A 24,292-nucleotide genomic window follows, 5' to 3' on the forward strand; every position below is an offset into this window, starting at 1 on the left:
AGCTCTGGGACATGAGCCTGCGCCTGAGCACTGTGATCCTTCCCGTACGCCGCTGGCACGAAGGCGGCCGCGACCAGTGGCTGCGCGCCGAGGAACTGGGCTTCCACACCGCGTACACGTACGACCACCTTGCCTGGCGCTCCTTCCGCGACGGCCCGTGGTTCGGTGCGGTGCCCACGCTGACCGCGGCCGCGGCTGCCACTGACCGGCTGCGTCTGGGCACGCTCGTGACGTCGCCCAACTTCCGCCACCCGGTGACGCTCGCCAAGGAACTCATCTCGCTCGACGACATATCCGGCGGGCGGATCACGCTCGGCATCGGTGCCGGCGGCAACGGCTTCGACGCCACGACGCTCCTCAAGGCGGACCAGGAGCCCTGGACACCGCGCGAGCGCGCCGACCGGTTCGGCGAGTTCGTACCGCTGCTCGACCGGCTGCTGACCGAGGACTCGGTGACGTACGAGGGGACCTTCTACTCGGCGACCGAGGCGCGCGACATCCCGGGTTGCGTGCAGCGGCCGAGGCTGCCCTTCGCGGTGGCCGCGACCGGCCCGCGCGGTCTGCGGCTCGCGGCCCGGCACGGGCAGGCGTGGGTGACGACGGGCGACCCGAAGCTCTTCGGGTCGGGCACGTCCGAAGAGTCACGCGAGGTGATCCGGGGCCAGATCGAGAAACTGGGCAAGGCCTGCGCGGACGTCGGCCGGGACGTCGCCGAGCTGGACAAGATCCTGCTGACCGGCTTCACTCCGGACCGCAATCAGCCGCTGGAGTCCGTCGACGCCTTCGTGGACTTCGCGGGCAAGCACGTGGAACTCGGCTTCACCGAGATCGTCGTCCACGCCCCCATCCCGGACTCGGTCTTCGCCACCGACCAGGGCGTCTTCGAGAAGATCGCGACCGAAGCGCTCTCGCAGCTCCGCTGACCGAGAACTGGACCGCCCTCGTCCCGGAACGGCTCGTTCTCCGCCCACTCGATTTTCGTCCACCGACTTTTCATCGACGAATTCGGGGCTAGATGTTTGATCCACAGACAACTCCGGTTATCCACAGGCTGGTTGGCGATTCTGTGGACAATCCCTAAGGAATACGCGGCGTTTGGGCAACTTTCGCTGGCTCTCGCCGTGTTGCGGTAAGTGCGTCCAATGTCCGCGCCCGCACCTCGCGTTCGGCGGCGGCAGCGATAAACGCCGCCGCGTTCTCATCGCCAACCAGCTCCTTGACAGCGCCCATTGTGGACGCGGGCAGCGCCACACTCTGCGAGTCGTCCGCGCTCTGCGGCGCCTGCTCCGGGTCCAGGTGCCGGCGAAGGTGCCTCGTCGCGAACAACCGCATCGCACGCGCCAGTTCGGCGTCGACCGACTGCTGTGCGAGCGGCCTGAGCCGACGTACGAGAGAGGCGGCCTCGGCCGCGTCCGCCTCGGTCGGCGGATGATTGCCGAGATAACGGCCGAAGACGTGCTCCGTGGTGAACTCCAGGAAACGGGAGGCTATGTGCTCGACCTGCCCCCTCAACTCCCGCAAATGACCAGATATCGCCGACAGCGGAACCCCGGCCGCATGCAACTCGACAGCCACCGCCAGCTCTTGGGGGCTCGGCACCAGGAACTCGTCCTTACGCCCCGGCATCGGTTCGAGCACGCCGAGGGCTATCGCATCGGCGACCGCCGCCTCGTCCGGTACACCACCGAACGCCTCGTCGAGCTCCGCGCGGGTGATCCGGTCGGCCTTCTCGTCCGTCCAGGGACCGTCGACCTCCACGGCCAGGCCGAGCACCCCGCCGAGGCCCCGGCCGGCGTCCCAGGCCTCCAGGAGCTCCTTGATGGAGGCCAGGGTGTAACCGCGGTCGAGCAGGTCGGCGATCTGCCGCAGCCGTGCCAGATGCGCTTCCCCGTACACATTGGACCGGCCGCGCCGCTCCGGGCGGGGGAGCAGCCCGCGGTCCTGATACGCACGGATCGTGCGCACCGTCGCGCCGCTGTGGTGCGCCAGGTCCTCGATGCGGTACTCCACGCTGACCGTCCTCCGTGATGCCTCGTACTAGGCGATGGCCGCCCGGCCCACCGCACCGGCCGCCGCCCGTGCCGCGGGCGACTGTGCCAGATACTCGACGGCCTTGCGCAGCGAGCCCTCCTGCGAGGGATGGTACGACCGCCGCAGATAGCGGGGTATCGCCGTGCCGATCTCGCGCCAGGTGGGCAGCAGCCCCTTCGCGACCGCCCTGTTGTGCTCGGCCAGTGAGTACCGGGAGCGGCCCGCCAGTTGGGGGTCGTGGCGGATCAGATAGGCGGTGCCCCATATCCACAGGTACAGCATCACGGGCGCCGTCACCGTCATGCCGGCGATCCGGCGGGCGTACCGGGGCAGGCCCTTGCCGCCGCAGTGCTGGTACATGTCGAAGGCGACCGAGCGGTGTTCGACCTCCTCCGCGCCGTGCCAGCGCAGCAGGTCGAGCATGACCTCGTCCGAACCGGCGCGGTCGAGGCCCTCGGCGTGCAGCACCCAGTTCCCCAGGACCGCTGTGAACTGCTCGATCGCGGCGACGATCGACAGGCGGAAGCGCAGCCACTCCTGGGTCGGCACCGGCGCCCCCAACGGAGGCTCCTCCCCGAGGAGCCTCTCGAAGAGCAAGTCGACGTACTTGGTGAACGCGGCGGTGTCGAGCCGCTGCGCCGCCAGGTGGTCGAGCACGTGCGCGTGCTGCACGCTGTGCGTGGCCTCCTGCCCCATGAACCCCTTGACGTCCCTGAGCAGCACGGGATCGGTGACCAGCGGCAGGCCTTCCTTGAAGACCTTCACGAACCACCGCTCCCCCGCCGGGAGAAGCAGATGCAGGACGTTGATGACGTGCGTGGCGGTCGGCTCGTCCGGTATCCAGTGCAGTGGCGTCTCGTCCCAGTCGAACGAGACGCGGCGCGGAATGATCGCGTAATGCTGCTCCGGCGTCTGGTGTTCCACTGCCGCTCTGGGCTCCGCGGCATGCGTGTCGGGGTTGCTCTCCTCGCTCACAGCGGCGGCTCCAATCGGGCTATGGCGCGCAGGGCCTTGGGGGTGAAGCGGGACATGAGGTGGGCGCCGCGGGCCTCGGGGGTGACCGGGACGACCGCCTGATTCCTGACAACGGCGCGCAGCACCGCGTCGGCGACCTTCTCCGGCGGGTAGTTGCGCAGGCCGTAGAGCCGGGAGGTGCGCTTCTGGCGGCGCTTCTCCTCGTCGGCGTCGACACCGACGAAACGGGACGTCAACGTGATGTTCGTGTTCACGAATCCCGGGCATATCGCGGAGACCCCGATGTCCTGGCCCGCGAGCTCCGCGCGCAGGCACTCGCTGAGCATGAGGACCGCGGCCTTGGAGGTGCTGTAGGCGGGCAGCGCCTTGGAAGGCTGGAACGCCGCCGCTGACGCGGTGTTGACGATATGGCCGCCCTGGCCGCGCTCGGCCATCTGCCTGCCGAAGAGACGGCATCCGTGGATGACGCCCCACAGATTGACGTCGAGGACCTTCTTCCAGTCCTCGGCGCTGGTGTCGAGGAAGGAGCCGGAGAGGCCTATGCCCGCGTTGTTCACCAGGACGTCCACGACGCCGTACTCCCTGGCGACCTTCTCGGCGAGCTTCTCCATGGCCTGCTCGTCCGAGACGTCGACCGTCTCCCCCCACGCCTCGGGCGCGCCTATGAGGCGGGACAGCTCCGCCGTGCGGGCAGCGCTCTCCGCGTCCCGGTCGACCGCCACCACACGCGCCCCCGCCTCGGCGAACGCGAAGGCGGTGGCCCGCCCGATGCCGCTGCCCGCACCGGTGACCAGGACCAGCCGGCCGCCGAACCGGTCGGCGTACTTCCCCGTGGCCAAGCTGACCTTGGCAGGCAGGCCGTCCTCATGGGACGCCACGAAGACGCCGATCCACGCTGCCAGTTGGTCGGGGCGTGTGCGCGGCACCCAGTGCTTGGCCGGCAGGGTGCGGCGGACCAGGCCCGGCGCCCACTGCTCCAGATCGTCGTAGAGCCGCTCGGACAGGAAGATGTCACCTGAGGGCGTGATGAGCTGCACGGGCGCGTGCGCGTACGCGTCGGCGCGGGGCCTGCGCAGCCTCGCGCGGACGTTGTCGCGGTAGAGCCAGGCTCCATGCGCCGCGTCCTGGGGCAGCGACGGCGTCGGATATTCCCCCACGGGGACCTTCTCCACGCGCCGGAGGATCTTCGGCCAGCGCTTGCCGAGCGGACCGCGCCAGGCTAGCTCCGGGAGGACGGGGGTGTGCAGCATGTACACGTACCAGGACCTGGCGCCCTGGCCGAGCAGTTGGCCGACCTTGCGCGGGGTGGGCCGGGACATACGCTTCTTGATCCAGTGCCCGAAATGGTCGAGCGACGGACCCGACATCGAGGTGAAGGACGCGATCCGCCCCTCGGTCCGCTTGACCGTGACGAATTCCCAGGACTGCACCGAGCCCCAGTCGTGCCCCACCACATGCACCGGCCTGTCCGGGCTCACCGCGTCGATGACCGCCACGAAGTCGTCGGTCAGCTTCTCCAGGGTGAAGCCGCCGCGCAGTGGCTGCGGGGCCGTCGACCTGCCGTGTCCCCGCACGTCGTACAGCACGACGTGGAACCGGTCCGCGAGGCGCTCGGCGACCTCGGTCCACACTTCCTTGGAGTCGGGATAGCCGTGCACGAGCAGGACCGTCGGGCGCTCCGGGTCGCCCAGCTCGGCGACGCACAGCTCCACCCCGCCCGTACGCACCCGGCGCTCGCGCGCGTCCTTCATCTTCTCGGCGGCTGCTCCTGTCGTCATGCGGCGGCCCTCTCCTCAGCCCAGCGCCGCACATGCGGCAGATCGTCGTCCAGCCAGAACGCGCTCTGTTCGGGATCCCTGGAGTCGGTGACGACCAGGATCTCCTCGAACTTCGCGCCCGTACCCCTGAATCCGAGGTGCGGCTCGACCGCCCAGAGCCCGTTCTGCGGCGGGTGGTCGGAGAACTTGTACGGGGACCACAGCGGTGACCAGCCGTCCCGGTGGCCGTGCAGCGCGTCGCTCGCCAGACCCTTGAGCGACTGTGTGCCGAACCCGAAGAGGTGCGGTGACAGACGGCGCTCCTTGACCCGGCCGACCTTGTGCGCGATGACGCCGAAGGGATACGCGCGATGGCGGTTGGCGTAGCCCTGGCGGACCATGAGCCGGTCCACGTCCTCGTATATCTCACGCAGCGGGCGGCGCTCGCGCACCTCGCGCAGGATCAGCTCGCGGTGTGCCTCCAGATCGGCCAGCAGCTTGTCGTGCACGGGGTTGAGACCCAGACAGCCGGAGTAGCCGATGTCGGCCGTGAAGCCCTTGTGGACCGGGGCCATGTCGAGGATGAAGGGCATCCCCGGCTCCAGCTCGCGGTTGGTGGGGAAGAACTGCAGCGGTATACGGAAGTCGGCGAACGCCGTGCGGTCACCGAACCAGGCGAAGGGCAGGTGGAACCAGTCCCGCACGCCCCGCCCCCGCAGCCACTCGCGCTGCATCCGCGCGGCCCCGCGCTCCGTCACACCCGGCCTGAGCTGGGCCGCGACCGCCTCCGCGCATTCATACGCGAGGGTCTGCACTTCTCTGAACCCCCGCAGCTCCGCGGAGAGTCCGTCTGCACCTGCTGAGGTCATGCCACCGTCCGTCCCGAGTCCGGTCCATGCCCGTGTCCGGCTCGTCGCCGTACGCGGTCGTAACTTGACACTGATGAATGTGACAATGCTCGGCGGCTGCGTCAATAGTTCTGCCCGAGCCTGGGGGACAGGTCCGGAAGATCCCCCAGGGGTCGACTTCCGGGGGACCCCTACGGGCCCGTAATACTCCAGAGTGAGAGCAGGGCAAGCCCGTGGTCTGACGACTCGTGTGGTCTGCGCCACTACCGTCGAAACGTGACTGTGATCGCGACCGAAAGCCTGAGCAAGCGGTTCCCGAGGGTGACCGCGCTTGACCGGCTCTCCATGGATATCGGGCCCGGTGTGACCGGACTCGTCGGGTCCAATGGAGCCGGCAAGTCCACACTGATCAAGATCCTGCTGGGTCTGTCCCCCGCCACGGAGGGCCGCGCCGCCGTGCTCGGCCTCGACGTCGCCACCAGCGGCGGCCAGATCCGCGAGCGCGTCGGGTACATGCCCGAGCACGACTGCCTGCCGCCCGACGTCTCGGCCACCGAGTTCGTCGTCCACATGGCGCGCATGTCCGGGCTCCCGCCCACCGCGGCCCGTGAGCGCACGGCGGACACCCTGCGGCACGTCGGGCTCTACGAGGAGCGCTACCGCCCCATCGGCGGCTATTCGACGGGCATGAAGCAGCGCGTCAAGCTCGCCCAAGCCCTCGTCCACGACCCCCAACTGGTCTTCCTGGACGAGCCGACGAACGGCCTCGACCCGGTCGGGCGCGACGAGATGCTCGGCCTGATCCGCCGCGTCCACACCGACTTCGGCATCTCGGTCCTCGTCACCTCGCACCTGCTGGGCGAGCTGGAGCGCACCTGCGACCACGTCGTCGTCATCGACAGCGGCAAGCTGCTGCGGTCCAGCTCCACCACCGACTTCACGCAGACCACCACGACCCTGGCCGTCGAGGTCACCGACTCCGACGCACACCCGGACGGCACCCGGGCGTTGCGCGACGCGCTGCGCGGGCACGGCATAGGCACGGAGGCCGGCGGCGAGCTGCCCGGCGCCGGCCACACGATCCTGCTCACCGCCGAGGGCGAGGAGACGTACGACCTCGTGCGGGACCTCGTCGCCGACCTGGGCATCGGCCTGGTCCGGATGGAACAGCGCAGGCACCACATCGCGGAGGTCTTCAAGGACCACGACGACGCACGGCAGGAGCCGGTCCCCGAGCGCGCGGCCGCCGGGTCGGCCACCGCGGCCGCCGCACAGCAGACAGGAGGCGGACGCGATGAGCACTGAGTCCACCCAGATCCACAACATCGGGTACAGGAACTACGACGGCGCCCGCCTGGGCCGTGCCTATGCCCGCCGCTCGCTCTTCTCCCAGAGCCTGCGCGGCGCGTACGGCCTCGGGCGCTCGGCCAAGTCCAAGGTCCTGCCGATGATCCTCTTCGCGGTGATGTGCGTACCCGCCGCGATCATGGTGGCGGTCGCCGTGGCCACCAAGGCCAAGGACCTCCCCGTCGACTACACGCGCTACGCGATCTTCCTACAGGCCGTCATCAGCCTCTTCCTGGCCGCCCAGGCCCCGCAGACCGTCTCCCGCGACCTGCGCTTCAAGACCGTGCCGCTCTACTTCTCGCGGCCCATCGAGCGCGGTGACTACGTCCTCGCGAAGTTCACCGCGATGGCCTCGGCCCTCTTCGTCCTCACGGCCGCGCCGCTCCTTGTGCTCTACATAGGGGCGTTGCTCGCCAAGCTCGACTTCGCGGACCAGACGAAGGGCTTCGGCCAGGGCCTGGTCTCCGTGGCGCTGCTGTCCCTCCTCTTCGCCGGCATCGCGCTGGTCATCTCGGCGATCACACCCCGCCGGGGCTTCGGCATCGCAGCCGTCATCGCCGTCCTGACCATCACCTACGGCGCGGTGTCCACGGTCCAGGCGATCGCCTACGAACAGGGCAGCACCGGAGCCATCGCCTGGCTGGGCCTGTTCTCACCGATCACGCTCATCGACGGCGTGCAGACCGCCTTCCTCGGCGCGACCTCCGCCTTCCCCGGAGGGGAAGGCCCCTCGTCCGGCATGGGCGTCGTCTACGTACTCGTCGTCCTCGGCCTCATCGCAGGCTGCTACGGCGCGATGATGCGCCGCTACCGAAAGGTCGGCCTCTGATGCCCACGATCACCATCGACCACACGTCCCGCTGGTTCGGCAACGTGGTGGCGGTCAACGACATCACCATGAACATCGGCCCGGGAGTCACGGGGCTCCTCGGTCCGAACGGCGCGGGCAAGTCGACTCTCATCAACATGATGGGCGGATTCCTCGCCCCCTCCACGGGCAGCGTCACACTCGACGGCAAACCGATCTGGCGCAACGAACAGATCTACAAGGACATCGGCATCGTCCCCGAGCGGGAGGCGATGTACGACTTCCTCACCGGCCAGGAATTCGTCGTCGCCAACGCCGAATTGCACGGTCTGGACGAGCGGGCCGCCAAGCAGGCGCTCGCCACTGTGCAGATGGAGTACGCGCAGGACCGGAAGATCTCCACGTACAGCAAGGGCATGCGCCAGCGCGTGAAGATGGCCTCCGCTCTGGTCCACGACCCATCCGTGCTGCTGCTCGACGAGCCCTTCAACGGCATGGACCCGCGCCAGCGCATGCAGCTGATGGACCTCCTGAGGAACATGGGCGAACAGGGCCGCACGGTCCTGTTCTCCTCGCACATCCTCGAAGAGGTCGAGCAACTGGCCTCGCACATCGAGGTGATCGTCGCCGGACGGCACGCGGCGAGCGGTGACTTCCGCAAAATCCGCCGCCTGATGACCGACCGGCCCCACCGCTATCTGATCCGTTCCAGCGACGACCGCTCCCTGGCCGCCGCGCTGATCGCCGACCCGTCGACGGCCGGCATCGAAGTCGACCTCAAGGAGGGCGCGTTGCGCATTCAGGCGGTCGACTTCGGCCGGTTCACGACGCTGCTGCCCCGCGTCGCCCGTGAGCACGGCATCCGGCTCCTGGCGGTCTCGCCCTCGGACGAGTCCCTCGAGTCGGTCTTCTCCTACCTCGTCGCGGCCTGAAGGGAGCCATTGTGTACGACCCCACTGTGGCCCGGCTCACCTACCGGGCCCTGCTCGGCCGCCGCCGGGCGCTCATCCTCTTCGCCCTGCCCGTCCTGCTGATCGTCATCTCCGGTGCGGTACGCGGCTTCAGCGGCGCCGACGACCAAGTGGCCGTCGACGTCCTGGGCGGCTTCGCGCTCGCCACGATGGTGCCGATCATCGGCGTCATCGCGGGCACGGGCGCCATCGGCCCGGAGATCGACGACGGCTCCGTCGTCTATCTCCTCTCCAAACCGGTCAAGCGGCCCACCATCATCTTCACCAAGCTGATCGTCGCCATCGCCGTGACCATGGCCTTCTCCGCGATACCCACCCTCATCGCGGGAATGATCCTCAACGGCAACGGCCAGCAGATCGCCGTGGCGTACACGATCGCGGCACTGGTCGCCTCCATCACATACGCCGCGATCTTCCTGTTCCTCGGCACGACCACCCGGCACGCCGTGGTCTTCGGGCTCGTCTACGCCCTGGTGTGGGAGACCCTCTTCGGGTCGCTGGTCCTGGGCGCGCGCACGCTCAGCGTCCAGCAGTGGTCCCTGGCCGTGGCACAGAAGGTCGGCGACGGCGATCTGATCACCTCCGACGTCGGCCTTCCGACGGCGACGTGCCTGCTGGTCGCCGTCACGGTGGCCACCACCTGGTACGCGGGACAGAAGCTGCGGTCGCTGAAGATCGCCGGGGAGGAGTAGGGCCTGGAGAGGAGTAGGGCCCGGAGAAGAGCAGGGCTTTATTCGGTGGCGGTGAACGCCGGGCACGCGCAGAGTAGTTGATGTCACCGCGCCGGCACCCGGCGCTCACCCTCCGGGAGAGGAGCCGACGTGCCCATCCGTGGTCCGTCGAGTTCCCGACAGGGCAGCCCGCGGCAGGCTCCGGAGTAGTCACTCACTCCGTACGAGCCCCGCCCGCGGGGGGACTGCCCGGGGCGGCCGCTTCGAGCGCGCAGCGCACATCGCTGCGCGGGCCGCCCACCCGGAGGAGCCCGGTCCGCGTCTCTCGGCCCGGCCGCCGGTTCAGCCCAGCAGACGTTCCAGGACCACCGCGATGCCGTCCGCCTCGTTCGACGTCGTCACCTCGTCCGCGACCGCCTTCAGCTCCTCGTGCGCGTTGGCCATGGCCACGCCGTGGGCAGCCCAGCCGAACATCGGGATGTCGTTCGGCATGTCGCCGAAGGCGATCGTGTCCATGGCCTTCACGCCCAGGCGACGGGCCGCGAGGGAGAGACCCGTGGCCTTGGAGAGGCCCAGCGGGAGGATCTCGACGACGCCCTCGCCCGCCATGGTCACGCCGACCAGATCGCCCGCCACCTGGCGCGCCACGTCCGTCAGCGCGTCGTCACCGAGGCCCGGATGCTGGATGTACACCTTGTTCAGCGGGGCGGCCCACAGATCGGCGACGTCCGTGAACGGAATGCTCGGCAGCGGACCGTCCTGGACCGCGTACCCCGGGCCGACCAGGACCTCGCCGTCGATGCCGTCACGGCTCGCCGCCAGGGCGAGCGGGCCGATCTCCGCCTCGATCTTCGCCAGGGCCAGACCGGCGAGCTGCCGGTCGAGCGTCACCGAGGTGAGCAGCCGGTGCTCCCCCGCGTGGTAGACCTGCGCGCCCTGCCCGCACACCGCTATGCCGTCATAGCCGAGGTCGTCGAGAATGTGCCGGGTCCACGGCACGGCACGGCCGGTGACGACGATATGCGCGGCGCCCGCCCTGGTGGCCGCGGTGAGCGCCGCGCGCGTACGCTCCGAAACCGTGTCGTCGGGCCGCAGCAGCGTCCCGTCGAGGTCGGTGGCGACCAGCTTGTAAGGGAAGGACGGCGTGGCCTGAGCTGGGTGGCTCACTTGGCGATGGGCTCCAGAATCTCTCGTCCCCCGAGGTAGGGACGCAGCACCTCGGGCACCACCACGGAGCCGTCGGCCTGCTGGTGGTTCTCCAGGATCGCCACGATCGTGCGGGGCACGGCGCACAACGTGCCGTTCAGCGTCGCGAGCGGCTGGAGGACCTTCTTGCCGTCGCGGCTGTCGCGCATGCGCACGGACAGACGGCGGGCCTGGAAGCCGTCGCAGTTCGACGCGGACGTCAGCTCGCGGTACTTGCCCTGGGTGGGGATCCACGCCTCGCAGTCGAACTTGCGCGAGGCCGAGGCGCCGAGGTCACCGGTGGCCACGTCGATCACCTGGAAGGGCAGGCCGAGGCCGGTCAGCCACTGCTTCTCCCACTCCAGGAGGCGCTTGTGCTCGTTCTCGGCGTCGGCCGGGTCGACGTACGAGAACATCTCGACCTTGTCGAACTGGTGCACGCGGAAGATGCCGCGGGTGTCCTTGCCGTACGTGCCCGCCTCGCGGCGGTAGCAGGGCGAGAAGCCCGCGTACCGCAGGGGCAGCTTGTCGGCGTCGATGATCTCGTCCATGTGGTACGCCGCGAGCGCGACCTCGGAGGTGCCGACCAGGTAGTAGTCGTCCTTCTCAAGGTGGTACACGTTCTCCGCGGCCTGGCCGAGGAAGCCCGTGCCCTCCATGGCGCGCGGCCGGACCAGCGACGGCGTCAGCATCGGGATGAACCCGGCCTCCGTCGCCTGCGCGATCGCCGCGTTGACCAGGGCTAGCTCAAGGAGGGCGCCGACACCGGTGAGGTAGTAGAAGCGCGATCCGGAGACCTTCGCGCCGCGCTCGACGTCGATGGCGCCGAGCGCCTCGCCGAGCTCCAGGTGGTCCTTCGGCTCGAAGCCCTCGGCCGCGAAGTCGCGCGGGGTGCCGATCGTGTCGAGGACGACGAAGTCCTCCTCGCCGCCGACCGGGACGTCCGGGTGGACGATGTTGCCCAGCTGCCGCAGGAGCCGCTTGGCCTCGTCGTCGGCCTCGTCCTGCGCGGCGTCGGCGGCCTTGACGGCGGCGGAGAGTTCGCCCGCCTTCTTCAGGAGCTCCTGCTTCTCCTCGGGCGAAGCCTTCGGGATCAGCTTGCCGAGCGCCTTCTGCTCGGAGCGCAGCTCGTCGAAGCGGACGCCGGACGACCTGCGCCGCTCGTCGGCGGAGAGCAGGGCGTCGACGAGCGCGACGTCCTCTCCACGGGCGCGCTGGGAGGCGCGAACACGGTCGGGGTCCTCACGGAGCAGGCGAAGGTCAATCACCCCTCAAGGCTACCGTTGTGCGGTTCCGGCCCACGACTCGATATTCCATTGTGTACGTTATGCCCGTTTTGCCGGAACGAATTCGTGGAGATCGAAACGGAGATCAAACACGATCGTCCCGGCCGAAAAGGCCCTCTCGCGCCCACGCGGGCACCTGGTCAATACACGCGGGCGCCTGGTCAATAAATGGGGCGCCCTCCCCGAAATGGGGCAGAGCGCGCTCGCCGCCTTGACGCGAAGCCCTTGCCGCGAGCGGGACTTGGGGCCTCTGTCCACTCCGGTTGTCCACAGGAATGGCGACCTCCGGAGAGTTATCCACAGGGTGTGCGAAAGATCTGTGGATGCCGGAAGTGGTCGTTCTGAAAGCCACAAGCGCGACAAAGGATTCGTTTCCCAAACCGGCCTCGCCTCCACTTTCGAGTGGAAATGGTTCGCTCTAAAGAGTTGATCAATGGAAAAGAGTGGACGAGGGGTGACGTGAGGGGCCGTGGACGGAGACGGGAGCTGTGGGCAGATTTGTCGACGATGTCGTACTTCGTTGTCGACTTGTCCCCAGGTCGAGATGCGAGCCTGTGGATAACTTCTGTGGGCAACGTAAATCTGCAGGTAGGAATGGCGCCCGGAGCGTCTCACCGAGCGCCTCAAAGCCATCAGTGGCTAGAAACGGCCGTCCTGGCAGCGAGCCAGCCAGTCCGAGGCCGCCGCGAACTCGCCGTCCGACGTGCCGGGCCGCAGCACCCGCGCATCCGCCGGGGACACCCCGGCCCGCGGATACGAGCCGAGGAAGCGCACCTGCGGACAGATCCGCTTGAGCCCCATCAGGGCCTCGCCGACCCGGCGGTCCGTGATGTGTCCCTCGGCGTCCACCGAGAAGCAGTAGTTGCCGATGCCCTGGCCGGTCGGGCGCGATTCGATGCGCATGAGGTTGACGCCACGTACGGCGAACTCCTGGAGCAGTTCGAGCAGGGCGCCGGGGTGGTCGTCGCCCAGCCAGATGACGACGGAGGTCCTGTCGGCGCCCGTCGGCGCCGCCGGGCGGGCCGGACGGCCGACCAGGACGAAGCGGGTCTCGGCGTTCGCCGCGTCGTGGATCTCACTGACCAGCGGTTCCAGGCCATACGTGGCCGCCGCGAACTCCCCCGCGAAGGCCGCGTCGAAGCGGCCCTCCTGGACGAGGCGCGCGCCGTCGGCGTTCGAGGCCGCCGACTCCCACAGGGCGTCCGGGAGGTGGGCGGCCAGCCAGTTGCGCACCTGGGGCTGGGCCACGGGGTGGCCGGTCACCGTCTTGATGTCCTTGAGCTCCATGCCGGGGCGCACGAGCAGCGCGAAGGCGATCGGCAGGACGACCTCGCGGTAGATCATCAGGGGCTCGCCCTTGGCCAGCTCGTCGACCGTGGTCGTGACGCCGCCCTCGACCGAGTTCTCGATCGGCACGAGCGCGGCCGCCGCCTGTCCGCTGCGGACCGCGTCCAGCGTGGCCGGGACGGACACCATCGGGACGAGTTCCCGGGCGGCCGCTTCGGGCAGCGTACGGAGGGCGGCCTCGGTGAAGGTGCCTTCGGGGCCGAGATAGGTGTAGCGCGTCGCCGACATACCGTCACCCTAATGGGGCCCGGCGTGGCGCGTCTCACGCGTCTCAGGGAGCGGCACGCGCCTCAGCCGTACCCGGACTCACCGCTCCCCACGTGCCCGGGGCGGCCCGGCTACGCCTCGAGCAGCCGCTGCCCCACGTACTCGCCCTTCGCCGCTCCGCCCGGCACCGCGAAGAGCCCGCTCGCCTCGTGCCGGATGAACTCCGACAGGGCGTCACCCCGGTCGAGCTTGCGCTGCACCGGCACGAAGCCGCGCATCGGGTCCGCCTGCCAGCAGACGAAGAGCAGCCCCGCGTCCGGCTCGCCGTGCGCGTCGAAGCCGTCGTGGTACGAGAACGGCCGGCGCAGCATGGCGGCGCCGCCGTTCTGGTCGGGCCGCGTGATGCGGGCGTGCGCGTTGAGGGGGATGACGACCTTGCCGTCCGGGCCCGTCTTCTCCAGCTTCGGCTCGGTCGTCTCCGTGCCGCCGGTCAGCGGCGAACCGTCCGACTTGTGCCGCCCGATCACCGCCTCCTGCGCCTTCACACCGAGCTTCTCCCAGTCGTCGAGGAGCATCCGGATACGGCGTACGACGGCGTAGGAACCGCCCGCCATCCACGTCGGGTCGCCGTCGGCGGGTACGAAGATCCGCTCGTCGAAGTCCCTCTCCGACGGCTTCGGGTTGTTCGTGCCGTCGATCTGGCCCATCAGATTCCGGGTCGTCATCGGCCGCGCGGTGGCGCCCGGGGACCGGTTGAAGCCGTTCATCTGCCAGCGCACGCGCGCGGCCCCCGCCGCTTCCTTCTGGAGCGCGCGGAGCGCGTGGAAGGCGACGAGCGGGTCGTTCGCGCCGATCTGCACCCACAGATCGCCGTTGCTGCGCGCCTTGTCGAGGTGGTCCGAGGAGAAGTCGGGCAGCGGGTCCAGCGCGGCCGGGCGCTGCTTCTCCAGGCCTGCCCGGGCGAAGAAGGAGGCGCCGAAGCCGAAGGTGACGGAGAGCGAGGAGGGGCCCGCGTCCCGCGCGACCGCCGTGTCGTCACCGCCGGCCGGCTCGCCCGCCATCAGCCGCTCGGCCGTCGCCGACCAGCGGCGCAGCAGGGCCGCCGCCTCCTTGCGGCCCGCGCCCGCCGCCAGGTCGAAGGCGGTCAGATGGCCGCGGGACTGCATGGGCGTGGTGATGCCGGACTGATGTTTCCCGTGAAACATCACCTCGTCCGTGCCGAGAGACGCCAGGGCGGCCTTCGACGAGCCGGACGAGCCGGACGCGTCGGAGGCGCCGGACGAGGGCGCCGTGGCGTACCCGACCGCGCCGCCCGCCGCACCGAGCGCGAGGCCGGTCGCGCCGGCGGTGCCGAGCAGCCGCCGCCTGGAAATCCCGTTGTCCGTCATGCTGGCTCAGCCGATCTGCGCGTTCTTGTCCACGGTCACCTGGTCGATGTCGGAGGTCCGCACCGTCACCGCGATCTTCCAATTGCCCGCCATGGGAATCTGCACCCCGCTCGCACTCCAGTGTCCGGTGGCGATGTGGTCCGGGGTGACGGGCAGCGGGCCCACGTCCTTCGACTTGAGGGTGAAGGAGACCTTCACCTCGGGGATGTCGAAGGCGCTGCCGTTGGGCCGCTTCACGTACACGTGCAGGTCGTTGCTGCCGGTACGGCCCGGGTCCAGTTCGAGGCGCACGGTGCCCTTGCCGTCCTCGTCGCCCGTGTCGAAGGGCACGTTGAGGGTGAGCGGGCCCGAGCGCTGTGCGGCCGCCGCCGCGGAGGTGGCCTTGGCGGCCTCCTCCTCGGTGCGGCCGGGCTCGGTGGTCGTCAGGACCGTCGTGACGGCGAGCAGCACGACGGCGACGCCTGCCTCGGTGAGCACCGAGCGGCGCAGCCCGGAGCGGTGCGGGTCGGCGTCGCGGACGCGCTTCTCGCGCGCGGTGGCCACGGCGGCCCGCTGGCGCGCGAGCTGGGCGGAGCGCTCGGAGTCGTCCGCGTCGCCGGCGGCGGGCGCGGGCACCGTGACCGGCTTCTTCACGGACTTGCTCGCGAGCCTGACCAAGCTATTTGTTTTCGTCGACTCCTTCTGCGTGCGCTGTTCGACGACCACGGCGGCCGCGGTCTCCGACGCGGCACCGCTGCCCTCGGAGGCGATGCGTCCGGTCCAGCGCCGCGAGACGTAGGCGACACCCACGAGAACGACGACCAGGCCGATCTTGACGAGGAGCAGCTGCCCGTACGACGTACCGGTCAGCGCCGACCACGAGCCGACCTGCCGCCATGACTGGTAGAGCCCGGTCGCGGCCAGCACGACGACACTGACGAACGCCACGCGCGAGAAGCGCCGTACGGCCACGGCTTCTACTGAAGAGGTGCGGTACAGCGCGACGAGGAGCGCCGCGAGCCCGCCCAGCCAGGCGGCGACGGCCAGCAGGTGCAGCACGTCGACGGGCATCGCGATGCCCGCCTGGATGCCGGTCGAGGCGTGCTCCGCCATCGCCCAGGTCGCCGCGATACCGATGGCGACGACCGTGCCGCCGATCGCGAGGCCGAAGGTGAGGTCCTTCTTCTCCTTGGGGTCGTCACGCTTCTCGTACGCCCCGAAGAGCACCGCGATGAACAGCGCGGCGGCGGCGAGCAGCAGCAGCCGGGAGACCAGGGCCGCGCCCGTCTTGGTGTTGAGCACGTCGCCGAGCTTGCCCATGTCGAAGACGTCGGCGAGCTTCCCCGAGCCGGTGTAGGGGGCGCGGAGCAGGAGCAGGGCGAGCGTGGAGCCGGTGAGCGTGACCCAGCCGTACGTCACGAGCCGCTGTACGGCCCGCACGCCCGCGCCGCGCGGCCAGCAGCCGAGCACGAACGCGGCGCCGCCGACGACCACGATGAACCCGGCGTAGGACAGGTAGCGCGCGATGTCGTAGAGCACGCCGACGAGGCCGCCGCCCGCCTCCTGGTCGGGCAGCACGGCCTTCGTGTCGGAGGGCGCGCCGATGGAGAAGGTGAAGGCGCCGGCGACCGGGTGGCTGTCCGCGGAGACCACTTGGTAGGCGACGGTGAAGGTGCCGTCGGGCAGGCCGGGGCGCAACTTCACGCCGTACGTGTTGGCGCCCAGGTCAGTGGTCTTGTTGGTGTCGGCGCGCTTGCCGGACGGGTCGAGGACCCGCACGGAGCCGTCCGACATGGCGACCTTCTCCGAGAAGGTGAGCTTCACCTGGGCGGGCGCCTTGTCGACCACCGCTCCCTGCTTCGGGTCACTGCCGGTCAGCGCGGCGTGCGCGGAGGCCGGCGTGGCACCGGCGAGGAAGGCGCCGGTCGCGGCGACGAGCACGAGAAGAAGCCGCCAGAGGCGGGGAGCGATGGTCTGCGTCAACGGTCCGATCCGTCCCTCAGTGCGACGAGTGCTGCTTGGGGCTGTACGTCGCTTCCTTGACCGGCACCTCGATCGTGATCGGGTCCGACTTCTGGAAGCGCAGCGTCAGGGCGACCTTCTCGCCCCGCTTCGGCTTGCGCTTGAGCTTTTCGAGCATCAGGTGGTTGCCGCCGCTGGCGAGTCCCAGCTCGCCGCCCGCGGGCACGTCGAAGGACTTCTGCTCCTTCATCACACCGCCCTTGGTGCTGTGCAGCGTGACGGCGCCCGCGATGTCGCTGGTGGCGGAGGTGAGCTTGTCGGCGCCGCCCTTGTTCGTGAGCGTGAAGAAGCCGGCCGCCATGTCGTCCATGGTCGGTTCCGGGATGTAGGCCCCGGCGACCTTGAGTTCGGGCTTCTTCGCGGAGTCCTCGGCATCGGACCCCGAGCCGTCGTCGCAGCCCGCCAGGGTGAGCGCCGCGGCCATCGCTATGGCCCCGCCGACGAGAGAACGGCGGCGGGCGGTGGTGCGGGGGGTCACGGGGTCTCTCCCTTGATGAGCTTGGGAAGGTCCCTGGTGTAGTCGGCGGCGGTGGCGTCCTCGCCGTACAGGACGTATCCGCCGTCGGTCTTCGGCGAGAAGGTGATGACCTTCGTACCGTGCATCGAGACGATCTTGCCGTTCTTGTCCTTCTTGGGCGGCTCGATGCTGATGCCGACCTGGCGGGCGCCGGCCTGGATGGTCGCGAAGTCGCCGGTCAGGCCGACGAAGTCGGTGTCCACTCCCTTGAGCCACTTGCCCAGCTCGGCGGGGGTGTCGCGCTTCGGGTCGGTGGTGACGAAGACGACCTTCAGCTTGTCCTGGTCGGCCTTGGGCAGCGCCTTCTTGGCGACCGCGATGTTGTTCATCGTCAGCGGGCAGACGTCGGGGCAGTGCGTGTAGCCGAAGTAGAGCAGCGTCGGCTCGCCCTTGGTCTCCTCGCGCAGGTCGTACTTCTTGCCGCGGGTGTCGGTCAGGACGAGGTCCGGCTTCTCGAACTCCTTGTCCAGGACCGTCGCCACCTTGCCCGGGTCGGCCTCGGTGGAGACGTCGGCGACCGGCGTCTTGGCGTCGTCCCCACCGCCGCAGGCGGTCAGCGTGAGTGCGGCCGCGGCCAGCAGGGCGGCGGCGGCGAGCTTCTTCTTGGTGCTCTTCGAGTCGGTGCTCTTGGAGTCGGTGCTCTTCGAGCTCTTGGTGCTCTTCGTGCGCATACGAAAATGTCCCAGATGTGAGGGGGCCGGGGTGCACCGGGGCAGGCGTTCGCCGCGCCGGAGCACCCCGAAGGATGGCTGGGCCGACGGCTCAGCTGGTGGCGCGGCGCCGCGAGGCGACGACACCGAACGCGACGCCCGCGGCACCCACGACGATGCCGACGACGCCGAGGACGCGGGCGGTGGTGTCGCTGCTGTCGCTGCTGTCGCTGCTGTCGGAGGAGTCCGAGGAGGCGCTCTCGGCCTTGTCGTCCGACTTGGTGTCGTCGGACGCGCCGCCACCGTGGTGGTCGTCGGACGCGGCGGTCAGCTGGAGCGTGGGCGCGGGGTGCTCCGGCTCCTCCTGGCCCTTCTGCTGCGGCTCGATCCAGCGGACGACTTCCTTGTTGTCGTACGTCTGGATCGCCTTGAAGACGAGTTCGTCGGCGTCCTCGGGCAGCTGGCCCATGGAGACCGGGAACTTCTGGAAGGTGCCGGGCTGGATGCCCTTGCCGTCGGCGGTCCAGGTGACCTTGGTGACGGCCTCGTCGATCTTCTTGCCGTGGATCTCGAGCGGCTTGTCGAGCTTGTCCTTGGTGACCTTGGCGGTCCAGCCGGGGACGGGCTGCGTCATCACCGAGGCGAGCGGGTGGTCGCCGGGGAAGGAGACCTCGACCTTGTTGGTCGCTGCGTCGTCCATCTCGTTCGGCACCTTGAAGTTGACCGTCGCGTACCCGCCCTTGGCGGCCTCGCCCTCCGGCGAGACGCTGACGTGCGCGAAGGCGGGCGCGGAGAGCACGAGGACGGCGGAGGCGGCGACGGTGCCGATGGTGCCGACGGCGGCGATACGGGACATGTTCATGAGGGAAACACTCCACTTTTGGCGGTGATGAGCGGTGCGCATGCGCGGTGCCGCGCGATGCTGTGCGGTGCTCAGTACGTACGAGGGGGATGCGCGCGGCCGAGTTGGCGGGCACGCGCGCGTGCGTGCCGCGCGACCCCTCCGTACCGCTCAGTGGAGTACGTATCCGTACTGCTGGGTGGAGTGCGTCGCGTCAGGCAGCGAGTTCGACGTCGCGGGCGCCGGCCGGTGGGCCGCGCCGGATCACCGCGTCCTTCAGGGCGATGGTGCGCGGCTTCGGCGGCACGAGCAGCGCGGTGCGCGGAGCCGGCGGCCCCGTCGTCTCGGGCGCTCCCGGGAGACCGGCCCGCAGGGCGCGTACGAGAGTGAGGGCCGAGCGCAAGGAACGTACGAGCGCCCCTCCGGCGACCCCGTGCGCCCCCTGTGCGAGCCGGACGAGCCGGAGCAGCGCGAGGTCGCCGCGGCGCAGCAGCCATCCCGCGGCGACGGCCGCGAGGAGGTGGGCGACGAGCATGGGCAGGGACGGCAGGAGCGCCATGGAGCCCATGGAGTCCGTCGAGCCCATGGAGCCTGACGAGGCCATAGAGCCCATGGAGTCCAGTGCGGAGTCCGCCGACACCGCGGCGGACTGACCGTGGTGGTGCGCGGCCGAGTGATCCGCGCCCCCGCCCGGTCCGAGCCCGGCCGTCGTGAGTATCCGGTGGGCCTGCGCGGGAGTGATCGTCGCGGCGCCCGCCCCGCAGACCAGGCGTGCGGCCCGCTCCACCAGGGAGGCGTCGCCGTTCACCGGAGCGACGGCGGCCGCCGTACCGTGCTGGCCGAGGCCGAACAGGGCGTGCAGCCCGAGCTGGCCCACCGCGAGGAGCGCCGCGATGCCGGGCAGCGACCGCGCCCGCCCGGCGAGCGGCAGCGCGACCGCGAGGACGGCGAGGAAGCCCGCGCCGAGCGTCCACAGCGGGACGGCGACGCAGGAAGCGAGCACATGGCCCCCGGCGGACAGCACGACGCAGACCGCGGCGAACATCGCGGCCCTGAGCAGCCGGAGATCGACTCCGTCACGCGGCTGGCGCGGGTGGGGGGCAGACATGGCGGGGCCATCATCGCACTGCGCTTACCCAACGCACACGGCAGGTCCGGAAGGTCCCGTTCCAGCCGATGGGCACGGCTGTGTCCCCTCAAGGGGGCGAGGAAGGCGTGAAGGATGTCGTGCCCGCCCCCGTCGTCCTACACGAGCCACCGCGGTACGCGCGTCCGCCGTATGGGCGGCATCACGTCCACCGAGCGCTTATCCATGCGCCCTTGCGGCAATACGTATCGGTATGTCGAGCCGCGGCCAGGAGGCTGGAGCATGAGCATCTGGTGGTCTCTCCATTTGCGGCGCGAAGCTGCGAGCGTTCCGCTCGCCCGCCGCCTGCTGATCGGCACGATGGAGACGGCGGGCGTGGACCCCGACGTCTCCTACGACCTGTCGGTCGCCCTCAGCGAAGCCTGTGCCAACGCCGTCGAGCACGGCGGCGCGACCGCCCCCGGCGGCTCGGCCGGGGCGTACCGGGTGACGGCCTATCTGGACGGCGAGAAGTGCCGCATCGAGGTGGCCGACTCGGGACCGGGCTTCCCAGGGGCGTCACGCGGCTGTCCGACGCCGCGGCCGCCCGCCGCGGAGACGGACGAGAACGGCCGGGGCCTGTGCCTCATCAGAGAACTCGCCGACCACGTCCACCTGGGCAACAAGCCGGGCAGAGGCGGAGCGGTGATCAGCTTCGACAAGATGCTCAAGTGGCGGGAGGGCTCGCCGCTTGTGACGGCATGACACGCTCAGGCCACTGCTAGGCGCCGTCCAGCCCAGGCCCCGTATCACCCGGCGGCAACGCCCGTACCAGCGCCTCCACCGCCACCCCGTACGCATGCTCGGCAGGCGTGGAGTACCCGACGACGAGGCCGTCCACGCCCCGCATCGTGGCCCGCGGATGGCGGAACTCCGCGAGGCCGTCCAGCGCCACGCCCTGCCAGGCCGCCGCCTTGGTCACGGAGGCCTCCGTCCCCGGCGGCAGCCGCAGGACCGCGTGCAGCCCGGCCGCGATGCCGGTGGCCGTGATGTGCGGGGCGTGTTCGGCGAGGGCGGCGACGAGCCGGTCGCGGCGGCGCCGGTAGCGCTGGCGCATCCGGCGGATGTGGCGGTCGTACTGCCCGGAGGCGATGAAGTCGGCGAGCGTGAGCTGGTCGAGGACGCTCGCCCACGCCTCCCGCTCCCCCTTGGCCGCGAGCACGCCGTCGACGAGCTGCTCCGGCAGCACCATCCAGCCCAGACGCACCGCGGGGGACAGGCTCTTGCTGACCGAGCCGAGGTAGACGACCCGTTCGGGATCGAGGCCCTGGAGGGCGCCGACGGGCTCGCGGTCGTATCGGAACTCCCCGTCGTAGTCGTCCTCCAGGATCAGGCCGCCGCTGGTGCGGGCCCAGTCGATGACGGCGGCGCGCCGGGCGGGGTGCAGCGGACCGCCCGTCGGGAACTGGTGCGCGGGTGTGAGCAGCACGCCACGCGCGCGTGGCCCGTCGGTCAACTCCTCCACTCGGGCGCCCTGTTCGTCCAGCCCCAGCGGGACCGTCCGTACGCCCGCGCCCTCCAGGATCTGGCGATGGAAGCCGAGCCCGTACGACTCCACGGCGAAGGGGCCGCGCAGCACCGCGCCGCCCGCTCCGTGGGAGCCCGCGAACAGCAGCCGCAGCGCGTGCGCGAAGCCGGAGCACACGATGATCCGCTCGGGGTCGACGCGCACCCCGCGGGCGCGCGTCAGATAGTCGCCGAGCGCCCGCCGCAGCTCGACGCGGCCGCGCGGGTCCCCGGGCCCGAAGGCGTCACCCGGCGCGGCGTTGACGGCGCGCCGGGCGGCCGTGAGCCACGCCGTGCGGGGGAAGGAGCCGGGGTCCGGCTGGCCCTGGCGGAGGTTGTACGCGGGGGCGGCGGGCCGCGCGGGAGCGGGCTTCGGCGTGCGTGGGCGCTTGGGCGGCGCCGCCCGCTCGGCTACTCGCGTCCCCGAGCCCTGCCGGGCCGTCAGCCACCCCTCGGCGACCAGCTCGGCGTAGGCGTCGGCGACCGTGTTGCGGGCGAGGCCGAGGTCGGCGGCGAGTGAGCGGTAGGGCGGCAGCCGCGTGCCCGGAGCGAGCCGGCCCTCGCGCACGGCGTCCCGCAGGGCACGGATGAGGACGGCACGGCGGCTGCCCGGACCGGACAGCTCCAGGTACAGGTCACTGCCGATGCGCTCCGCCGAATTGACCCATGACTCAGGCATGGGAATGCACCTTAACGGAGGTCGTTTCCCACACCTAGATTCGCTGCCATGACGGACATCACGGAGCACCCCGCCCAGACCCCGCGCCTCAACTTCGCCAAGGCCGCGCCCAAGGCCTTCAAGGCCCTCATCGGCTTCGACGCCGCCGCCCGCGACGGCCTCGACCCGGCCCTGGTCGAACTGGTCCAGATCCGCGCCTCGCTCCTCAACGGCTGCGCCTACTGCCTCCACATGCACACCTCCGACGCACGCAAGGCCGGCGAGGACGAGGCGCGGCTGCACATGATCGGCGTATGGCGCGAGGCAAGGAACTTCTTCACGGAGAAGGAGCAGGCGGCCCTCGCCCTGACCGAGGCGGTCACGCTGGTCTCCCAGGGCGGCGTCCCCGACGACGTCTACGCCCGTGCCGCCGAGCACTTCGACGAGGCGGAGCTGGCCCACGTCCTGGCCCTGATCTTCACCATCAACACCTGGAACCGCATCGCCCTGAGCACCAGCAAGATCGCGGGCGAGGACGAGCGAGTGGCCCACTGACGAGTGGCCCACTGACCGCCGATGGCCGGACCCCGCGGAAACCCGCGGCGCCCGGCCACTCACCAAAAGCGCATCCGAAACCGACAGCGAAACCGGAACCGGAAGCTCAGCCCTTGAGCCCCGCCATCCACGCCTCGACCTCGTCCGAACGCCGCGGCAGCGAGTCCGAGAGGTTCCTGTTGCCGTCCTCCGTCACGAGGATGTCGTCCTCGATCCGGACGCCGATGCCGCGGTACTCCTCCGGCACGGTCAGGTCGTCCGCCTGGAAGTACAGGCCCGGCTCGACGGTCAGGCACATGCCCGGCTCCAGCGTGCCGTCCACGTACGACTCGCGGCGCGCCGCGGCGCAGTCGTGGACGTCCATGCCGAGCATGTGACCGGTGCCGTGCAGCGTCCAGCGGCGCTGGAGACCCAGTTCGAGGACGCGCTCGACGGGGCCGTCGACGAGGCCCCACTCCACCAGCTTCTCGGCGAGCACGCGCTGCGCGGCGTCGTGGAAGTCGCGGTACTTGGCGCCCGGCTTCACGGCCGCGATGCCGGCCTCCTGGGCCTCGTACACCGCGTCGTAGATCTTCTTCTGCAACTCGTTGAAGCGGCCGTTGATCGGCAGCGTGCGGGTGACGTCCGCGGTGTAGTACGTGTGCGTCTCCACGCCCGCGTCGAGCAGGAGCAGCTCTCCGGAGCGCACGGCGCCGTCGTTGCGCACCCAGTGCAGGGTGGTGGCGTGCGGGCCCGCGGCGCAGATGGAGCCGTAGCCGATGTCGTTGCCGTCGACGCGGGCGCGCAGGAAGAACGTGCCCTCGATGTAGCGCTCGCTCGTCGCCTCGGCCTTGTCGAGGACCTTCACGACGTCCTCGAAGCCGCGCGCGGTCGAGTCGCAGGCCTTCTGGAGCTCGCCGATCTCGAACTCGTCCTTGACCAGGCGGGCCTCGGAGAGGAAGACGCGCAGCTCCTCGTCGCGCTCGGCGGTGACCTTGTCGGTCAGCGCGGCCTCGACGCCGGCGTCGTAGCCACGCACGACACGGACGGGCCCGGTGGCCTCGCGCAGCGCCTCGCGCAGCTCGCGCACGTCGGAGGCGGGGATGCCGTACAGCTGCTCGGCCTCGACGAGGGAGTGGCGGCGGCCGACCCAGAGCTCGCCCTGGCCGTCGAGCCAGAACTCGCCGTTCTCGCGGTTGGAGCGCGGCAGGAGGTAGATGGTGGCCTGGTGCCCGTCAGCGGTCGGCTCCAGGACGAGGACGCCGTCCTCGGTCTGGTTGCCCGTGAGATACGCGTACTCCACGGAGGCACGGAACGCGTACTCGGTGTCGTTCGAACGGGTCTTGAGGTTGCCCGCGGGGATCACCAGGCGCTCGCCCGGGAAGCGCGCGGAGAGGGCGGCACGGCGGGCCGCGGTGTTCCCGGCCTGCGCGATCGGCTGCAGGTCGTGCAGCTCGGTGTCGGCCCAGCCGGACTTCATGCTCTCGGCGAGCTCATCGGAAACGCCCGGGTACAGGCCGTTCTTGCGCTGCTCGATCGGCTCTTCTTCGGTCTCTTCCGGGCCCGCTGCGGTAGCAGCAATGGGTTCCGCCGGGTTGAGAGCGTCCGACACGGTCTGCCTCCTATGTACGACACTGG

Annotated in this window: 22 protein-coding genes; 7 read left to right on the top strand and 15 right to left on the bottom strand. The window is 70.3% G+C overall.

Annotation, left to right across the window (positions count from 1 at the left end):
• The first annotated feature begins 11 nt into the window (after window positions 1-11).
• Complete coding sequence (locus ACWDZ7_RS21385; protein WP_451798901.1) at window positions 12-923, top strand: LLM class flavin-dependent oxidoreductase; 912 nt, start codon at window positions 12-14, stop codon at window positions 921-923.
• A gap of 154 nt (window positions 924-1,077) precedes the next feature.
• Here the strand turns inward: ACWDZ7_RS21385 and ACWDZ7_RS21390 are convergent, their stop codons facing one another.
• From ACWDZ7_RS21390 to ACWDZ7_RS21405, 4 genes are read right to left on the bottom strand one after another with little or no spacing between them, the layout of a single operon-like run.
• The gene (locus ACWDZ7_RS21390; protein ID WP_451798902.1) at window positions 1,078-2,010 is read right to left on the bottom strand and encodes a MerR family transcriptional regulator; all 933 of its coding nucleotides are present in this window, start codon (window positions 2,008-2,010) and stop codon (window positions 1,078-1,080) included.
• A 27-nt stretch (window positions 2,011-2,037) separates the two neighbouring features.
• The gene (locus tag ACWDZ7_RS21395; RefSeq protein ID WP_451798974.1) at window positions 2,038-2,955 is read right to left on the bottom strand and encodes a metal-dependent hydrolase; all 918 of its coding nucleotides are present in this window, start codon (window positions 2,953-2,955) and stop codon (window positions 2,038-2,040) included.
• A 47-nt stretch (window positions 2,956-3,002) separates the two neighbouring features.
• Window positions 3,003-4,784 carry an SDR family oxidoreductase gene (locus ACWDZ7_RS21400; protein WP_451798904.1) on the bottom strand — a complete coding sequence of 594 codons (1,782 nt, stop codon included), beginning with the start codon at window positions 4,782-4,784 and terminating at the stop codon, window positions 3,003-3,005.
• Window positions 4,781-5,632 carry a M24 family metallopeptidase gene (locus tag ACWDZ7_RS21405; protein ID WP_451798905.1) on the bottom strand — a complete coding sequence of 284 codons (852 nt, stop codon included), beginning with the start codon at window positions 5,630-5,632 and terminating at the stop codon, window positions 4,781-4,783. Before ACWDZ7_RS21405 ends, ACWDZ7_RS21400 begins: the two co-directional genes overlap by 4 nt.
• Window positions 5,633-5,893: 261 nt before the next feature.
• On the opposite strand from ACWDZ7_RS21405, the gene ACWDZ7_RS21410 reads away from it, so the two are divergent.
• The 4 genes from ACWDZ7_RS21410 to ACWDZ7_RS21425 are packed head-to-tail and all read left to right on the top strand — an operon-like array spanning window position 5,894 to window position 9,429.
• On the top strand, window positions 5,894-6,916 hold the full coding sequence (locus tag ACWDZ7_RS21410; protein WP_451798975.1) for an ABC transporter ATP-binding protein: 1,023 nt from the start codon (window positions 5,894-5,896) through the stop codon (window positions 6,914-6,916).
• Window positions 6,906-7,787, top strand: coding sequence for an ABC transporter permease (locus ACWDZ7_RS21415; protein WP_451798907.1), 882 nt, complete (start codon window positions 6,906-6,908; stop codon window positions 7,785-7,787). The genes ACWDZ7_RS21410 and ACWDZ7_RS21415 overlap by 11 nt, the downstream gene beginning before the upstream one ends.
• Window positions 7,787-8,698, top strand: coding sequence for an ABC transporter ATP-binding protein (locus ACWDZ7_RS21420; protein ID WP_451798909.1), 912 nt, complete (start codon window positions 7,787-7,789; stop codon window positions 8,696-8,698). Before ACWDZ7_RS21415 ends, ACWDZ7_RS21420 begins: the two co-directional genes overlap by 1 nt.
• Window positions 8,699-8,709: 11 nt before the next feature.
• Window positions 8,710-9,429: an ABC transporter permease gene (locus tag ACWDZ7_RS21425; RefSeq protein ID WP_451798910.1), complete on the top strand. Its 720-nt coding sequence runs from the start codon at window positions 8,710-8,712 to the stop codon at window positions 9,427-9,429.
• A 321-nt stretch (window positions 9,430-9,750) separates the two neighbouring features.
• Here the strand turns inward: ACWDZ7_RS21425 and ACWDZ7_RS21430 are convergent, their stop codons facing one another.
• From ACWDZ7_RS21430 to ACWDZ7_RS21470, 9 genes are all read right to left on the bottom strand, one after another.
• Window positions 9,751-10,575 (bottom strand): HAD family hydrolase, encoded by an 825-nt coding sequence (locus ACWDZ7_RS21430; protein ID WP_451798912.1) that lies wholly within the window; start codon window positions 10,573-10,575, stop codon window positions 9,751-9,753.
• A complete protein-coding gene (gene serS, locus ACWDZ7_RS21435; protein ID WP_451517056.1) occupies window positions 10,572-11,861 on the bottom strand; it encodes a serine--tRNA ligase in 1,290 nt (429 codons plus the stop codon). Before serS ends, ACWDZ7_RS21430 begins: the two co-directional genes overlap by 4 nt.
• A gap of 657 nt (window positions 11,862-12,518) precedes the next feature.
• On the bottom strand, window positions 12,519-13,454 hold the full coding sequence (pheA, locus tag ACWDZ7_RS21440) for a prephenate dehydratase (protein WP_451798913.1): 936 nt from the start codon (window positions 13,452-13,454) through the stop codon (window positions 12,519-12,521).
• A gap of 110 nt (window positions 13,455-13,564) precedes the next feature.
• The gene (efeB, locus tag ACWDZ7_RS21445) at window positions 13,565-14,821 is read right to left on the bottom strand and encodes an iron uptake transporter deferrochelatase/peroxidase subunit (protein WP_451798915.1); all 1,257 of its coding nucleotides are present in this window, start codon (window positions 14,819-14,821) and stop codon (window positions 13,565-13,567) included.
• 6 nt (window positions 14,822-14,827) lie between these two features.
• Window positions 14,828-16,783, bottom strand: a complete 1,956-nt coding sequence (locus ACWDZ7_RS21450) for a copper resistance CopC/CopD family protein (RefSeq protein ID WP_451798917.1) — start codon at window positions 16,781-16,783, stop codon at window positions 14,828-14,830.
• 16 nt (window positions 16,784-16,799) lie between these two features.
• Entirely contained in the window at window positions 16,800-17,246 is a 447-nt protein-coding gene (locus tag ACWDZ7_RS21455; RefSeq protein ID WP_451798976.1) for a copper chaperone PCu(A)C, read from the bottom strand.
• A gap of 50 nt (window positions 17,247-17,296) precedes the next feature.
• Window positions 17,297-18,010, bottom strand: coding sequence for an SCO family protein (locus ACWDZ7_RS21460; protein WP_451798918.1), 714 nt, complete (start codon window positions 18,008-18,010; stop codon window positions 17,297-17,299).
• Between the two features lie 91 nt (window positions 18,011-18,101).
• Window positions 18,102-18,851: a YcnI family copper-binding membrane protein gene (locus tag ACWDZ7_RS21465; protein WP_451798919.1), complete on the bottom strand. Its 750-nt coding sequence runs from the start codon at window positions 18,849-18,851 to the stop codon at window positions 18,102-18,104.
• Between the two features lie 193 nt (window positions 18,852-19,044).
• On the bottom strand, window positions 19,045-19,938 hold the full coding sequence (locus ACWDZ7_RS21470; RefSeq protein ID WP_451798921.1) for a hypothetical protein: 894 nt from the start codon (window positions 19,936-19,938) through the stop codon (window positions 19,045-19,047).
• Between the two features lie 261 nt (window positions 19,939-20,199).
• Between ACWDZ7_RS21470 and ACWDZ7_RS21475 the strand changes: the two genes are divergently transcribed.
• Window positions 20,200-20,661, top strand: a complete 462-nt coding sequence (locus tag ACWDZ7_RS21475; protein ID WP_451798922.1) for an ATP-binding protein — start codon at window positions 20,200-20,202, stop codon at window positions 20,659-20,661.
• A gap of 16 nt (window positions 20,662-20,677) precedes the next feature.
• On the opposite strand, the gene pdxR is transcribed toward ACWDZ7_RS21475, so the two are convergent.
• Window positions 20,678-22,141, bottom strand: a complete 1,464-nt coding sequence (gene pdxR, locus ACWDZ7_RS21480; protein ID WP_451798923.1) for a MocR-like pyridoxine biosynthesis transcription factor PdxR — start codon at window positions 22,139-22,141, stop codon at window positions 20,678-20,680.
• Window positions 22,142-22,189: 48 nt separating this feature from the next.
• Between pdxR and ACWDZ7_RS21485 the strand changes: the two genes are divergently transcribed.
• Window positions 22,190-22,675 carry a carboxymuconolactone decarboxylase family protein gene (locus ACWDZ7_RS21485; protein ID WP_451798924.1) on the top strand — a complete coding sequence of 162 codons (486 nt, stop codon included), beginning with the start codon at window positions 22,190-22,192 and terminating at the stop codon, window positions 22,673-22,675.
• Between the two features lie 106 nt (window positions 22,676-22,781).
• Here ACWDZ7_RS21485 and ACWDZ7_RS21490 read toward each other — a convergent pair whose 3' ends face one another.
• Window positions 22,782-24,266 (bottom strand): aminopeptidase P family protein, encoded by a 1,485-nt coding sequence (locus tag ACWDZ7_RS21490; RefSeq protein WP_451798926.1) that lies wholly within the window; start codon window positions 24,264-24,266, stop codon window positions 22,782-22,784.
• Window positions 24,267-24,292: the final 26 nt, after the last annotated feature.

This window comes from Streptomyces sp. NPDC003032 (assembly GCF_053591415.1).